The organism is Azospirillum endophyticum (assembly GCF_016595245.1).
Taxonomy (GTDB): domain Bacteria; phylum Pseudomonadota; class Alphaproteobacteria; order Azospirillales; family Azospirillaceae; genus Azospirillum; species Azospirillum endophyticum.
This window is the reverse complement of the sequence record NZ_JAENHM010000017.1, coordinates 95,310-108,918: the sequence shown is the minus strand read 5'-3', so window position 1 is coordinate 108,918 and position 13,609 is coordinate 95,310. Positions and strand designations below refer to the sequence as shown.

13 protein-coding genes are annotated in these 13,609 nt (G+C 67.5%); 5 read left to right on the top strand and 8 right to left on the bottom strand.

The window, feature by feature from the left end; genetic code table 11:
* Positions 1-94: 94 nt before the first annotated feature.
* Complete coding sequence (locus JHL17_RS04915) at positions 95-607, bottom strand: Lrp/AsnC family transcriptional regulator (protein WP_200190937.1); 513 nt, start codon at positions 605-607, stop codon at positions 95-97.
* 239 nt (positions 608-846) lie between these two features.
* Between JHL17_RS04915 and JHL17_RS04910 the strand changes: the two genes are divergently transcribed.
* Genes JHL17_RS04910 through lpdA form a run of 4 tightly spaced genes read left to right on the top strand, consistent with a single transcriptional unit; the run spans position 847 to position 5,821 of the window.
* Positions 847-2,079, top strand: a complete 1,233-nt coding sequence (locus JHL17_RS04910; protein WP_200190936.1) for a thiamine pyrophosphate-dependent enzyme — start codon at positions 847-849, stop codon at positions 2,077-2,079.
* Positions 2,080-2,082: 3 nt separating this feature from the next.
* Positions 2,083-3,096: an alpha-ketoacid dehydrogenase subunit beta gene (locus tag JHL17_RS04905; RefSeq protein WP_200190935.1), complete on the top strand. Its 1,014-nt coding sequence runs from the start codon at positions 2,083-2,085 to the stop codon at positions 3,094-3,096.
* A 2-nt stretch (positions 3,097-3,098) separates the two neighbouring features.
* Positions 3,099-4,397, top strand: a complete 1,299-nt coding sequence (locus tag JHL17_RS04900) for a dihydrolipoamide acetyltransferase family protein (RefSeq protein ID WP_200190934.1) — start codon at positions 3,099-3,101, stop codon at positions 4,395-4,397.
* Positions 4,394-5,821, top strand: coding sequence for a dihydrolipoyl dehydrogenase (lpdA, locus tag JHL17_RS04895; protein ID WP_200190933.1), 1,428 nt, complete (start codon positions 4,394-4,396; stop codon positions 5,819-5,821). Before JHL17_RS04900 ends, lpdA begins: the two co-directional genes overlap by 4 nt.
* Before the next feature lie 76 nt (positions 5,822-5,897).
* Here the strand turns inward: lpdA and JHL17_RS04890 are convergent, their stop codons facing one another.
* From JHL17_RS04890 to JHL17_RS04870, 5 genes are read right to left on the bottom strand one after another with little or no spacing between them, the layout of a single operon-like run.
* Entirely contained in the window at positions 5,898-6,911 is a 1,014-nt protein-coding gene (locus JHL17_RS04890; RefSeq protein ID WP_200190932.1) for a proline racemase family protein, read from the bottom strand.
* A gap of 58 nt (positions 6,912-6,969) precedes the next feature.
* Positions 6,970-7,758, bottom strand: a complete 789-nt coding sequence (locus tag JHL17_RS04885) for an ABC transporter permease (RefSeq protein WP_200190931.1) — start codon at positions 7,756-7,758, stop codon at positions 6,970-6,972.
* A complete protein-coding gene (locus JHL17_RS04880) occupies positions 7,755-8,639 on the bottom strand; it encodes an ABC transporter permease (RefSeq protein ID WP_200190930.1) in 885 nt (294 codons plus the stop codon). The genes JHL17_RS04885 and JHL17_RS04880 overlap by 4 nt, the downstream gene beginning before the upstream one ends.
* On the bottom strand, positions 8,636-9,730 hold the full coding sequence (locus JHL17_RS04875) for an ABC transporter ATP-binding protein (protein WP_200190929.1): 1,095 nt from the start codon (positions 9,728-9,730) through the stop codon (positions 8,636-8,638). Before JHL17_RS04875 ends, JHL17_RS04880 begins: the two co-directional genes overlap by 4 nt.
* A 12-nt stretch (positions 9,731-9,742) precedes the next feature.
* Positions 9,743-10,786, bottom strand: a complete 1,044-nt coding sequence (locus JHL17_RS04870; RefSeq protein ID WP_200190928.1) for an ABC transporter substrate-binding protein — start codon at positions 10,784-10,786, stop codon at positions 9,743-9,745.
* A 119-nt stretch (positions 10,787-10,905) separates the two neighbouring features.
* Here JHL17_RS04870 and JHL17_RS04865 point away from each other — a divergent pair, with 119 nt between their 5' ends.
* Entirely contained in the window at positions 10,906-11,952 is a 1,047-nt protein-coding gene (locus JHL17_RS04865) for a GlxA family transcriptional regulator (RefSeq protein ID WP_200190927.1), read from the top strand.
* 111 nt (positions 11,953-12,063) lie between these two features.
* On the opposite strand, the gene JHL17_RS04860 is transcribed toward JHL17_RS04865, so the two are convergent.
* Together JHL17_RS04860 and JHL17_RS04855 are read right to left on the bottom strand one after the other, a co-directional pair.
* Positions 12,064-12,873: an NAD-dependent epimerase/dehydratase family protein gene (locus JHL17_RS04860; RefSeq protein WP_200190926.1), complete on the bottom strand. Its 810-nt coding sequence runs from the start codon at positions 12,871-12,873 to the stop codon at positions 12,064-12,066.
* A 4-nt stretch (positions 12,874-12,877) separates the two neighbouring features.
* Positions 12,878-13,324 (bottom strand): MarR family winged helix-turn-helix transcriptional regulator, encoded by a 447-nt coding sequence (locus JHL17_RS04855; RefSeq protein WP_200190925.1) that lies wholly within the window; start codon positions 13,322-13,324, stop codon positions 12,878-12,880.
* Between the last annotated feature and the right edge of the window lie 285 nt (positions 13,325-13,609).

Below are 13,609 nucleotides of genomic sequence, written 5' to 3'. Positions count from 1 at the left end.
CCCGGAGGTGCGCTCGGCCTATCTGGAAGGGGGGCACTGAGATGGAGACGATCCTTGGGTCCAGACCATCGAACCCGCTGCTTTTGCGCAGGCATCAGCGGGCCTTTGCCGTACGTGCCGGCCGGTCGGGTCCTTCAAGCAAGGACAGGGGCAAGGCGGTGGTATACTTGATCTCGGACAGTGCGATGGCCGAGTTGGTTTCACGCACCGCCGGAAGCTGGGACAGCTTCTCGCGGAAGAAGTGCTCGTAGGATTCGACGTCCCGTGCGACCACCTTGATGATGTAATCGGTGGCTCCCAACAGCGTGTAGCATTCCAGCACTTCCGGCAACTGGCGCACCGTTTCCTCGAATTCCGGCAGGGTCGCGCGGTCATGGGCGGCCAGCTTCACCTGTGCGAACACCAGAACGTTCAGCCCGAGCTTCTTCCGGTCGAGCAGGGTGGCGCGCAGGCGGATGACGCCGTTCTCCTCCATCCGCTTGATCCGGCGCCAGCAGGGGGCTTGCGACAATCCGACCCGCTCGGCGATGTCGGCGCTCGACAGCTGGGCGTCCGACTGCAGCAGAGCCAGGATGCGGCGGTCGATCGCGTCAAGTTCGATCTGCATGAATTCCTCTAACGAAACCGCAAAGCACGAATTGAATGATGCGTACTTTCTCCATAAGAGGCATTAGAACGCAAAGAAAATTCGCTGCGCCAACGGTATAATCGGACGCAGGGGATCACTCACGAAGGCGCGCGACCAGAGCCGCCTCCTCATCCCCTCATTCTTCAGCAACCGCCGCCGCTCGGACACAGCGTCCGATGCCAGCCCCTGCCATTGGAAGGACTGCCATGGATGCCCCCATGCCTGTTCCAGCGCCGTTGAGTCTGCATGTGCCGGAGCCTCCGCAGCGGCCCGGCAGCGAGATCGATTTCACTGGCCTCGCCGTGCAGCCGGCCGGCACCGCCCGCCGTCCCGCCATCGACTGTCCTGCAGCCGACATGACCGATCTGGCCTATGATCTGGTGCGCGTGCTCGACGATCAGGGGCATGCCGTCGGTCCCTGGGACCCGGCGCTCGCCCCCGACACGTTGATGCGCGGGCTGCGGTCAATGATGACGGTGCGCGCCTATGACGAGCGCATGCAGCGTGCCCAGCGCCAGGGCAAGACCTCCTTCTATATGAAATGCACCGGGGAGGAGGCGATCGCCGTCGCGCAGGCGATGGCGGTCGACCGCAGCGACATGCTGTTTCCGACCTACCGGCAGCAGGGCCTTCTGATCGCCCGTGACTGGCCGCTGGTCGACATGATGTGCCAGGTCTTCTCCAATGCCGGCGACCGGCTGAAGGGCCGGCAGATGCCGGTCTTCTATTCCAGCAAGGAGGCCGGCTTCTTCTCGATCTCCGGCAATCTGGGGACCCAGTACAGCCAGGCGGTGGGCTGGGCGATGGCCTCGGCGATCAAGGGCGACACCCGCATCGCCGCGGCCTGGATCGGCGAAGGCGCCACCGCGGAGGGCGACTTCCACCATGCCCTCACCTTCGCCTCGGTCTACCGTGCCCCGGTGATCCTCACTCTGGTCAACAACCATTGGGCCATCTCCTCCTTCCACGGCATCGCCGGCGGGGAGCGCACGACTTTCGCGGCGCGCGGCCTCGGCTATGGCATCCCCAGCCTGCGGGTGGACGGCAACGATTTCCTGGCGGTCTTCGCGGCGACGCGCTGGGCGGCGGCGCGGGCTCGCGCCAACCTCGGCCCGAGCCTGATCGAGCTGTTCACCTACCGCGCGGCCGCCCATTCCACCAGCGACGACCCCGCCAAATACCGGCCGGAGAATGCCGGCGCCCACTGGCCGCTGGGGGATCCGATCGACCGGCTGCGCCAGCACCTGATCGCGCTGGGCGTCTGGTCGGAGGCCCGGCAGGAGGATCTGGCGCGGGAGGTTGCGGAGGCGGTCCAGGCCGCCGGGAAAGAGGCCGAATCCCTCGGCACCCTCGACAAGGGACCGTACCACTCGGCCCGCACGATGTTCGAGGACGTCTACAAAACCATGCCCTGGCATCTGGAGCGCCAGCGCCGGCAGGCGGGGGTCTGAGCGATGGCGACCATGACCATGGTCCAGGCGCTGAACGCGGCGATGGACGTGATGCTGACGCGGAGCGGCGACGTCGTCGTTCTGGGCGAGGATGTCGGCTATTTCGGTGGCGTGTTCCGCTGCACCGACGGGCTGCAGCGCAAGCATGGGCGCGCACGGGTGTTCGACACCCCGATCACCGAAGCCGGCATCATGGGGATCGCGGTCGGCATGGCGGCCTACGGCCTGCGCCCGGTCGCCGAGATGCAGTTCGCCGACTACATCTATCCGGCCTGCGACCAGCTGATTTCCGAAGCCGCGCGGCTGCGCTACCGGTCCGGCGGCGAGTTCACGGCACCGGTCACGGTGCGTGCGCCCTATGGCGGCGGCATCTTCGGCGGCCAGACCCACAGCCAAAGCCCGGAGGCCATCTTCACCCATGTCGCCGGGCTGAAGACGGTGATCCCCTCGACCCCGTACGACGCCAAGGGGCTGCTGATCAGCGCCATCGAGGACGACGATCCCGTGATGTTCTTCGAGCCGAAGCGGCTCTACAACGGCCCCTTCGAAGGCTATCACGACCGCCCGGTGGTGCCCTGGGCCAAGCATCCCGCCAGCGAGGTGCCCGACGGCCATTACGCCATCCCGCTGGGCAAGGCGGCCACGGTGCGCAGCGGCACTGCCGTCACCATCCTCGCCTACGGCACCATGGTGCATGTGGCGATGGCCGCCGCCCGAGACGCGCAGGTCGATGCCGAGATCCTCGATCTGCGCACCCTGGTGCCGGTCGACATCGAGGCGATCGAGGCGTCGGTGCGCAAGACCGGCCGCTGCGTCATCGTGCATGAGGCGACCCGGACCGGCGGCTTCGGCGCCGAACTGTCCGCCCTGGTGCAGGAGCATTGCTTCCACCATCTGGAAGCGCCGATCGAGCGGGTCACCGGCTGGGATACGCCCTACCCGCACGCCTTCGAGTGGGAGTATTTCCCCGGCCCGGCCCGGATCGCCGAGGCGTTGCGCCGCGTGATGGAGGAGTGAGCATGGCGCGCTATGTCTTCAAGCTGCCCGACGTCGGCGAAGGCACCGCCGAGGCCGAGATCGTCGCCTGGCATGTCGCGCCAGGCGACCGCGTCGCCGAAGACCAGACGCTGGTCGACGTGATGACGGACAAGGCGACGGTCGAGATCCCCTCGCCGGTCGCCGGCACGGTGCTGTCGCTCAACGGCGCCCCCGGCGCGATGCTGGCGGTCGGTTCCGATCTGGTCGTGCTGGAAGTCGAGGGAACGGGCGATCAGGTGCCCAGCGACAGCCCCGGTGACGCCCCAGATGACCCGCTCGATGACGTCCCCGCAGCGGTGCTCCCGACAGCCACCGTTGCAATGCCCGCCGCTGGTGCCCCCGCACTGGATGCCGCGCCCGCCCTTCTGGTCCGCCGGCCGCCCGGCGTCAAGCCGACCACCTCGCCCGCGGTGCGGCGCCGTGCCTGGGACCTTGGCATTCCTTTGCAGTTCGTTGCCGGCTCCGGCCCCGGCGGCCGGATCCTGCACCGCGACCTCGACCGCCATCTCGCTGGCGGAGGGGTTGAGGGCGGCGGTGTCGCCTTGGCCAAGCGGCCGTCCTCCTCGGCCAGAACCGGGGTGTCGGAGGTGCCGGTGCGCGGCCTGCGCCGCAGGATCGCCGAGAGCATGCAGGAGGCCAAGCGCCACATCCCGCATTTCTCCTACATCGAGGAAATCGACGTCACCGCCCTGGAGGAATTGCGCCTCCACCTCAACGCCGAGAGTGGCGGAGCGCGACCGAAGCTGACCCTGCTGCCCTTCCTGGTCCGTGCCCTGGTGCGGGCGTTGCCGAAGTTCCCGCAGATCAACGCCCGCTACGACGATGCGGCGAATGTCGTCCAGCAGTTCGAGGCGGTGCATGCCGGCATCGCAACGCAGACGCCGGGCGGGCTGGTGGTGCCGGTCGTCCGCCATGCCGAGACGCTCGACCTCTGGCAGGCCGCCGACGCGATCCGCGACTTGGCTGCCGCCGCGCGCGACGGGAAGGCCGGGCGGGAGCAGCTCAGCGGCTCCACCATCACCATCACCAGCCTTGGCGAGCTGGGCGGCCTCGCCACCACGCCGATCATCAACCGGCCGGAGGTCGCCATCGTCGGCGTCAACAGGATCGTCGAGCGGCCGGTGGTGCGCAAGGGCAGCATCGTCGTGAGGTCGATGATGAACCTGTCCTGCTCCTTCGACCACCGAATCGTCGACGGTTGGGACGCCGCCTCCTTCGTCCAGCGGGTGAAGACGTCGCTGGAACAGCCCGCCACCCTCTTCATGGACCAACCGCAATGACCATACCCAGCGCAAAGACCGTCACCGCCAAGGTGCTCGTGGTCGGTGGCGGGCCGGGCGGCTATGTCGCCGCCATCCGCGCCGGCCAGTTGGGGCTCGACACCGTGCTGGTCGAGGCCGACCGTCTGGGCGGTACCTGCCTGATCCGCGGCTGCATCCCGTCCAAGGCGCTGATCCATGTCGCCAGCCGGTTCGAGGCGATGGAGCAGTCGCTGGGCGACGGCCGTTTCGGCATCGCGCTCGACCTGCCGCCGCGTCTCGATCTCGCCGCCGCCATGCGTTGGAAGGACGGCATCGTCGACCGCCTCAGCGGTGGCGTGGCAGCCCTGCTGCGCAAGGCGAAGGTGCGCGTGCTGCGTGGCTGGGCGGTCTTCTCCGACGCCAAGACCTGCACCGTCCAGGGCAGCGACGGTCCGCTGACCGTGAGGGCGGAGCATGTGATCCTCGCCAACGGCTCGGAACCGGTGCCGCTGCCTAATCTTCCCTTCGCCGGTCCGGTTCTGTCCTCGACCGAAGCGCTGTCGTTGGAGCGGCTGCCCCGCCGGCTTGTGGTGGTCGGCGGCGGCTATATCGGGCTGGAGTTGGGCAGCGCCTTCGCAAAGATGGGCTCCACGGTGACGGTGGTCGAGGCACAGCCGCGCATCCTGCCGCTGTACGACGCGGCTCTGACCGATCCGGTGCGGCGCTGGCTGGAACGGGCCGGGGTGACCCTTCATCTCGGGGCCCGTGCACTGGGGATGGAAGCCGAGGGGAATGGGCAGGCGCTGGTCGTACAGACGGCGGACAGCGGGATGATCCGCCTGCCGGTCGACGCCGTGCTGTCGACCGTGGGCCGGCGTCCCCGGCTGGAGGGCTGGGGCTTCGAGGCGATGGGCGTGGAGCGCCGGGGAGCCTTCGTCGCGGTGGACGACCAGTGCAGGACCTCGATGCGCAATGTCTGGGCGATCGGCGATCTGGTCGGCGAGCCGATGCTGGCGCACAAGGCGTCGGCGCAGGGCGAGATGGTGGCGGAGATCATCGCCGGCCACCGCCGCCGCTTCGCGCCGGCCGCGATCCCGGCGGTCTGCTTCACCGAGCCGGAGATCGTCAGCGTCGGCCTGTCGCCGACCGAGGCGTCGGCACAGGGGATCGATGTGATCGTCGACCAGTTCCCCTTCGCCGCGAACGGCCGCGCGCTGACCCTGGACGCCGGCGAGAGCGGCTTCGTTCGGCTGGTGGCCCGCCGGGACGACCGGCGGGTGATCGGCATCCAGGCGGTGGGCACCCATGTCTCGGAACTGTCGGGAGAGTTCGCGCTGGCGCTGGAAATGGGGGCGGAGTTGGAGGATGTGGCGGGAACGATTCACGCCCACCCGACTCTGGGCGAGGTCTTCCACGAAGCAGCGCTCAAGCTGCTTGGGCGACCACTCCACCTCGGATCCTGACCTTTGCAAATTCCCAACGATCACTGGGATCGGCGACGGCCCGGGTTCCGATGGACCGGGGCCGCCGCCGGTTCCATCAGGCGACGAGGAAGCCCGATCCGACCGGGTCGTTGCGGTCGATGACCCAGCGGGCCGTCCCCAGGATGCTGGCGGTGCCCTTGACGGTCGGCCGCACCGCGCGCACGCCGTTCAGGCGGGTCTCGCCGAGCAGGCAGCCCTCGAAGGTGCCGCTGCCCAGCAGGCCCTCGGAGCGGATCGTCTGGCCGATCGTCATTTTGCCGCGCGCCTCGAACATGGCCATCATCGCGCTGGTGCCGGTGCCGCCCGGCGAGCGGTCCAACTGGCCGGCGCTGAACACATGGACGTTCTTGTAGAAGGCGCCCTTGATCGTCGGCTCGTGCCAGAAAGTCACGAAGTTGAAGTTGTTGATGTGGGCCGAGGCCGGGTGCTGGATGGCGACCTTCTCGCGCAGTTGCTCGCGCGCCAGCACGCCGTAGCGCGACAGGGCCGTGCCGTTCTCCGCGCCGATGCGCAACGTGGTGCCGGTCAGGTCGATGATGCCGAAATAATTGCCGCCCCACACGATGTCGGCCTTCAGGGGGCCGATCTCGGGCAGCTCGAACGGCACGTCCTGGGCCGCGACGTAGGCCGGCACGTTCTCGAACCGGGTCCACAGCACGGCGTCGCCGTCCGTCGCCACCTCGGCGACCACGAGGCCGGCGGTGGTCTCGAAGCGGATGGTGGTGCGGTCGCCCTCGCCGCGCCGGACCAGCCCCAGCGCCACCATGGCCATGGCCACGGCGATCGTGCCGTGCCCGCACATGTGCGAATACTGGGTGCCGTCGATGTAGATCAGCCCGGCGTCGGCGTCCGGACCGGACGGCGGCGTGAGGAAGACGCCGAACATGTCCTTGTGCCCGCGCGGTTCGCGCATCAGGGCGCAGCGCAGCCAGTCATAGTGGGTTTCCAGGAACTGGCGCTTCTCCAGGATGCTGGAGCCGGGAGGATAGGGAATGCCGCTGTGGATGATGCAGAGCGGCTCGCCCTCCGTGTGGGTGTAGACAACGTCGAACACGTCTTGCTTGCGCATGACTTGGGGCCTCTCGGGGTGTTGGCGGTAAGAAAGGGGATGAAGGACGGGGACGGGGTCAGCGCCGCTTCGACAGCACGTGGAGCCCCACGGTCAGGTCGAGAAGAACGATGGTGAACGCCGCCACCGCGATGGTGATCGACGACACTGCGGCGATGACCGGGTCGATGGTGTACTGGACGTAGTTGAAGAGCTTGACCGGGATCGTCGTCAGCTCGGCGGTGGTGTTGAAGATGCTGAGCTCGACATTGATCCAGGACGAGATGAAGGCGAAGATCGCCCCGCTCGTCAGCCCGCCGCGGATCTGCGGCAGGACCACCAGCAGGAAGGTTTCGAAGGGCCGGGCACCGAGGTCGGCCGAGGCCTCCTCCAGGGCGCGCTGCTCGGGCGTCAGCTGCGGCAGGACGGAGCGCAGCACGAAGGGCGTCACGATCACCACATGGCCGACCAGCAGGGCCGCAAAGCTGCGCATCAGGCCCAGGGCGGCGCAGTATTGCAGCAGGGCGGCGCCCAGCACGACGTGCGGCAGCACCAGCGGCGACATCAGCAGCGACAGCAGCGTCCGCTTGCCGGGAAAATCATGGCGCGCGATGGCCAGGGCCGCCGGCAGGGCCAGCAGCACCGCCCCGGCCGTGGCCGCCAGCGCCAGCGCCGTGCTGGTCCCGAAGGCCGCCACGTAGGAGGTGTCGGCCAGCATCCGCCCGTACCAGTCCAGCGTGAGGCCCTGCGGCGGGAAGGCCAGATAGCTGGTGGCGGTCAGCGACGCGCCGATGATGACCACGAGCGGCAGCACCAGATAGGTCATCACCGCCCAGGCGACGATCCGCAGGAGAACGCGCGCGATCATGACCGGTTGCCTCCGCCGTTGCCGATCCGTCCGGCCAGCGCCACCAGCACCAGCGTGAAGACCAGGAGCGTGATGCTGAGCGCGCCGCCGTAATGGACGTCGAACACCGTGCTGTACTGCTGGAAGATCAGCATCGGAAAGACGGTGATCTTGCCGCCGCTCAGCAGCGCCGGCGTCACGTAGGCGCTCGCCGCCAGGGTAAAGACCATGATCACGCCCGCGATCAGGCCGGGAAGGCACAGCGGGAAGGTCACGGTCCAGAAGGTCGTGAAGGGGCTGGAGCCGAGATCGGCCGAGGCCTCCTCCAGCGTCGGATCCACCGTGGCCAGCGCGTTGCCGACCGCCAGGACGATGAAGGGCAGAAGGATGTAGACGAGGCCGATCACGATGCCCGTCTCGGTGCCGAGGAAGCGGACCGGCCGCTCCAGCAGCCCGACGCCGACCAGCGTGTCGTTGACCAGACCGTTGCGGCCGAGCAGGATCATCCACCCGAAGGACCGGACGATGTTGCTGGTGAACAGCGGCAGCAGCAGCAGGATGACGCAGCTTCGCCGCAGGGCGTTCGACGACACCACCCGCACCAGATAATAGGCCAGCGGATATCCCAGCAGCGTGACGGCCAGCGTGGTCAGCGCGGCGATCCGGAAGGTGACGGCCAGGACGTCCCAATGATACTGGTCGAGCAGGACGCGGGCGTAGTTCGCCAGGGACGGCGCGCCGCCGGCCATCAGGCTGGAGGACAGCACGACGACCATCGGCACGGCGAAGAAGGCCACGAAGAAGGCGACGGGGGCGGCCAGCAGCGGCAGGGCGCGGCGCAGGGCGGTGGGCGGCGGTGCGGCGGGGGCCACCGCGGGGTCGCCGGTCAGGGCGGCGGTCATGGCGCCGGCTCGCCGACGACGACGTGCAGATGCTCCGGGCGGAAGCCGACGACGACCTGGGTTCCCCGGCCCAGGCCGGCGCCCGGCATGCCCAGGCGGCGGCTCGCCAGCAGGGCGTCGCCGACCCGGACCATCACGAGGGTCTGGCCGCCGGTGTTGATCACGTCCTCGACGATGCCGCGCTCGGTGAGGAAACCGGGCTCGTCGGCGCGGTCGAGAAGCTCCAGATGCTCGGGCCGCAGCACGCCGGTGCGGCTCTGACCGGCGTCGATGTCGGGCCAGGGGCCGGGATGGGGGCAGGGATGAGGAACCGCCGCCGTCCCGAAGGCCAGCCGCAGCCCGCCGTCGCCGTCCGCCGCGCCGGGCAGCAAATTCGCCTCCCCGATGAATTCGGCGACGAAGCGCGTGGCCGGCGTCGCGTAGACCGCCGTCCCCGACCCGACCTGCTCGATCAGGCCGCGGTTCATCACGACGATCCGGTCGGCCATGCTCATCGCCTCCTCCTGGTCGTGGGTGACGAACACGAAGGCGATGCCCAGCTTTTCTTGGAGATGCTTCAGCTCGATCTGCATCCGCTTGCGCAGCTTCATGTCGAGCGCGCTCAGCGGTTCGTCCAGAAGCAGCAGCTTGGGCCGGTTGACCACCGCGCGCGCCAGGGCGACGCGCTGCTGCTGCCCCCCGGACAGCTCGCGCGGGTACCGCGCGCCCAGCGCCTCCAGCCCGACCAGGTGCAGCGCCTGCGCCGCGCGCTCCGCCGCCTCGCCCCGCGGAACGCCGTGCCGGCGGGGGCCATAGGCGATGTTGTCGAGAACGCTCATGTGGGGGAACAGCGCGTAGTTCTGGAAGACCGTGTTCAGGGGCCGCCGGTGGGGCGGCAGCCGCGTCACGCTATCCCCGCCGATCCGGATGTCGCCGGAATCGGGAGTGAGGAAACCTGCGATGCAGCGCAGCAGCGTGGTCTTGCCGCAGCCGCTGGGGCCGAGCAGGGCGATGAACTCGCCATGCTCGACCTCCAGCGAGACGCCCTTGAGCGCGTGGAATCCACCGAAGCGCTTGCCGAGATCGCGGATGGACAGCAGGGCCGGGAGCATGCCTCGTCCCCCTTACTGGCGCGCGAGTTCGCGGTTCCAAGCGTCGGTGATCGCGCCCCGGTCGCGGTTGATGTCGGCCCAGTTGAAAAGCTGCAGGTTCTTGACCGACCCGCCGACGCCCCAGGGCAGTTTGCGCTCGATGTCCGGTGCCACGGAGACGCCTTGCACGGACGGGCCGAGATAAAGCTTCTCGGCGAGGCAGGAGGCGGCCTGCGGGGTCAGGGCGGTGTCGATGAAGCGTGCGGCTTCGGCCGCGCGGGGCGTCCCCTTCACCAGATGCAGGCGCGCGTCGGTTGCCCATACGCCTTCCTTGGGAACGACGAAACCGATCGGCAGGCCCTTGTCCGCCAGATCCCAGGCGCCGACGCTGAAATGGGCGCCGATGATCGCCTCGCCGCTCTGGTAGGCGTTGGAGGCCGCGCCCGAGCTGTCGAAATAGAGCGCGGTGTCGAGGGTCTTCAGCTTCGCGAAGGTCTTGGACAGGTCGTTGGCCGGATTGCCCCAGATCTTGTTGAGGAACAGGAGGAAGGGAACGCCCGACGAGTTGGCCGGGGACGGGATGGTGACGGCGCCCGCGAATTCCGGCTTCCACAGGTCGTTCCACGAGGTGGGGGGCGTCTTGACCTTCTGGGTGTTGTAGGTCAGACCCAGCGAGTAGTAGCCGGTTCCCACCGCGAAGACGGCGCCGTCGGCCTTGTAGACCGCTTCGGGCGAGACCTTGGCGAGGTTCGGCACGGCCTGCGGGTCGATGGCCCCGGTGACGCCGGCGGCCTGCGCCAGTTCGCTGATGCCGCCATCCATCCAGGCGACGTCGATGGTCGGCGCCCCCTTCTGCTGCTGGAGCTTGGCCAGCGTCACCGTCGAGGTGCCGATCTCGGGCACGACCTTGATCCCGGTCGCCTTGGTGAAGGGTTCGGCGACGCAGGTCCGGAAGGCCTCGCCCCAGTTGCCGCCGTACCAGGCCACGGTCAGGGAAGTCTGCGCGGCAGCGGGCTGGGAGAAGGCGGCGCCGGCCATCAGAGCGGCGCAACAGGTGGCAGCACGCAGAGAAGTCATGACGCTCTCCCTCGATGTCGGCCCTTTCGGGCGTAAAACCCTTGCAACAAGGTCGATGCTAGCGAGGGGGTGGCTTTTTCCGATAGAAGAATGCGGACGGATGCTTGAATAATTCCGACATGAGCAGCGAACACTCCGGCACCCGATCCCTTTCCGGCGCGTCCCCCCGCTCCCCGTCCGGTACCGACCCCGGCACGGTCCCCCGGCTGCGGATCGGCTTCGTCCTTCTGGATCAATTCACGCTGACCGCCTTTTCGGGGCTGATCGACGCGGTCCGGCTCGCCGCCGATCTCGGCGGGCGCAGCCGGCAGATCGACGCCAGTTGGACGGTGATGAGCCTCGGCGGGCAGGCCCGGCGATCGAGCTGCGGCGTGCTGGTCACGCCGAACGAGGATCTGCGCGATCCGACGTCCTTCGACTACGTCGCGGTCTGCGGGGGCAACGATTACCGGAACGCCCTGCAGCCGGCACAGCTGACCGATTATCTGCGGCGGGCGGCGGGCGGCCGCGTCCGGCTGCTCGGCGTCTGCACCGGGACCTTCGCCATCGCCCAGGCGGGCCTTGTCGGCAGCCGGCGGGTGTGCGTCCATTGGAACGTCCTGGACACCTTCCGCGAGCGCTTCCCGACCGTCACCGCCACGGTCGACCAGCTGTTCATCGACGAGGGCGACCTGATCACCTGCGCGGGATCGACCGCCGCCATCGATCTCGGCCTCTATCTCGTCGGCCGGCACTGCGGCGGCCAGAAAGCGCGGCAGGCGGTCCGTCACATGATGCTGCAGGACATCCGGTCCGCCGCGCTGCCGCAAGCCCATTTCTATGCCAATTTGGACGGCATCGCCGACATCCGCGTCCGGCAGGCGTCGCATTTCATCGAGCAGAGGCTCGATTCCCCGCCGTCGGTCGACGCCATCGCCCGCTATGTCGGGGTGAGCGCCCGACAGTTGGAGCGCGCCTTCCAGGCGGCGCTCGGCGTGTCGCCGGCGGCCTTCCAGCGCCGGTTGCGGCTGGATTACGGGCGCTGGCTGCTGGAGAACACGCGCCGCTCGATCACCGACATCGCGTTCGATTGCGGGTTCGCCGATACCGCGCATTTCTCGCGTGATTTCAAGGCCCAATTCGGCCGGATGCCGAGCAAGGCGCGTGGCCCTGCACCTGGCTCGTGACTGTCTCCGGGCAAGAGCGGTGGCCGTGGTACACGACGTGGACCAGGATAGCGTCCCCATACGCAACCGGGAAACCCGGGGCGGTTCACTCCTGCATTCCGAGTTTAGTGGTCATAAAAGCCCCTCTTGCTGGGCCTGATGGACGGTTCTGACAGTGGGGCGAAAGCCCAGGCTGCGGGCAAGTGAACCGTCTACGTGCAGGTGCCAGGGATTTGAAAGTGGCTCAGCGCTCGATTCCATCCGAGCACCCAGTATGCTTAAGAGCTCATAGATGGAAGCTGGCGCCTCGTCCGCGACGTTCACGATGCGCCGATCAAATGCGCCGGCCAGCGCAAGCTTGACCGCGGTGGCGATATCACGATGATGAACCGTGCTCATGCGCTGGGCCGGATGCCAATTTCTGACGTAATTGGGAAGAGCTTCGAGATGTCCGTCTCCGTCGCCATAGACGAAAGGGAAGCGTATGATAGACCAGTTCAGACCGCTTTCGCGCAATTCCCTTTCTGCCGCCACCTTGCTCGCCGGATAGGCCTGCTGGGGATCGAGCGGGTCGTCTTCTCGTCCCGGATGAGGATGGTCTTTGTTGTAGACATGGCTGGTGCTCGCCATGATGAACCGCGCATCAGGAGCATGAGCCTTTGCGGCGGCAATCAGGTTGCGTGTCCCGTCGAGGTTGCTCTTCCAGATGAGATCGGCATCCTGCGTGCGAAACACGGCGGCCAGATGCACGATGGCGGCAACCCCTCGGATGGCGTTTGGGAGGGTCGAAGGGTCGAGAATGTCTCCCGTCGCGGCCTCTGAGCCATGGGGGCATGATTTGCCCGCCCGCAGCAGGGCGCGGCAGGCGAAGCCGGCATCCACCAACCGTGGAAGAAGTCGTTCGCCAACGAGCCCGGTGGCTCCGGTTATCAGTACCGTCATTTGCTCAAACCTTTCGCAACAGGGTCTGCAGCCTTTCGGTCGCCGATTGCAGGACCCGAACGGTCGTGGCCAGTTCGGCCTCGTCGATGCCGCCAAAAGCAGTTTCGTGAATGAACGAAAGGTCGGGAAGTTTGCGCCACAGCGCCTCACCAGCGCCTGTCAACGTCAATAGACGCTGACGCTGATCTTCTCCACTCGAGGTCTGCTCCACCAAGTCTTTACGGACGAGAGTGGAGATGATGCCGCTCAAGGTCGCGCGTTCGAGTTCGAGGGCACGTCCGAGGTCACGCTGAACGGACGCGCCGTTGTGCGCGAGATGCCAGAGAACATACCATTGCGTGGATCCCAAATCATAGTGCCGCAAGGTCGCGTCCATGAGCGCGCGGCCCGCAAGATAACACCGCTTCGTCCACGCTCCCACGGAGGCGTCGGTATCCGCCTGATCCCGCATGTGAAGAGCCTTCCATTTCGTTTGCTACCATACAATATTTGTAAGGTAGCAAACGGATGTCAAGGTCGAATGGGCGTCAGCCGGGCTCGCGGCGCTCTTGAGAAGCCCGGAAAGGAACCTGCATATGATCGCTGCGATCTCGCCTGCATGCGGCTCTCGCGCAAAATGAGCAGTGGCTCCGTTTCTTTGGACGGATTGGCGGCCTGGATAAGCTGTTCCCTGTTGTTTTTCATGGCGCCGATTGGATGGATGCCGGGTTCAAAAACAGCGGGGCGATTGCACATC

Bases quoted from the DNA above. Each gene is read 5' to 3' on its own strand.
- JHL17_RS04915 (WP_200190937.1), bottom strand. From the start codon at position 607: ATGCAGATCGAACTTGACGCGATCGACCGCCGCATCCTGGCTCTGCTG.
- JHL17_RS04910 (WP_200190936.1), top strand. From the start codon at position 847: ATGCCTGTTCCAGCGCCGTTGAGTCTGCATGTGCCGGAGCCTCCGCAG.
- JHL17_RS04905 (WP_200190935.1), top strand. From the start codon at position 2,083: ATGGCGACCATGACCATGGTCCAGGCGCTGAACGCGGCGATGGACGTG.
- JHL17_RS04900 (WP_200190934.1), top strand. From the start codon at position 3,099: ATGGCGCGCTATGTCTTCAAGCTGCCCGACGTCGGCGAAGGCACCGCC.
- lpdA (WP_200190933.1), top strand. From the start codon at position 4,394: ATGACCATACCCAGCGCAAAGACCGTCACCGCCAAGGTGCTCGTGGTC.
- JHL17_RS04890 (WP_200190932.1), bottom strand. From the start codon at position 6,911: ATGCGCAAGCAAGACGTGTTCGACGTTGTCTACACCCACACGGAGGGC.
- JHL17_RS04885 (WP_200190931.1), bottom strand. From the start codon at position 7,758: ATGATCGCGCGCGTTCTCCTGCGGATCGTCGCCTGGGCGGTGATGACC.
- JHL17_RS04880 (WP_200190930.1), bottom strand. From the start codon at position 8,639: ATGACCGCCGCCCTGACCGGCGACCCCGCGGTGGCCCCCGCCGCACCG.
- JHL17_RS04875 (WP_200190929.1), bottom strand. From the start codon at position 9,730: ATGCTCCCGGCCCTGCTGTCCATCCGCGATCTCGGCAAGCGCTTCGGT.
- JHL17_RS04870 (WP_200190928.1), bottom strand. From the start codon at position 10,786: ATGACTTCTCTGCGTGCTGCCACCTGTTGCGCCGCTCTGATGGCCGGC.
- JHL17_RS04865 (WP_200190927.1), top strand. From the start codon at position 10,906: ATGAGCAGCGAACACTCCGGCACCCGATCCCTTTCCGGCGCGTCCCCC.
- JHL17_RS04860 (WP_200190926.1), bottom strand. From the start codon at position 12,873: ATGACGGTACTGATAACCGGAGCCACCGGGCTCGTTGGCGAACGACTT.
- JHL17_RS04855 (WP_200190925.1), bottom strand. From the start codon at position 13,324: ATGCGGGATCAGGCGGATACCGACGCCTCCGTGGGAGCGTGGACGAAG.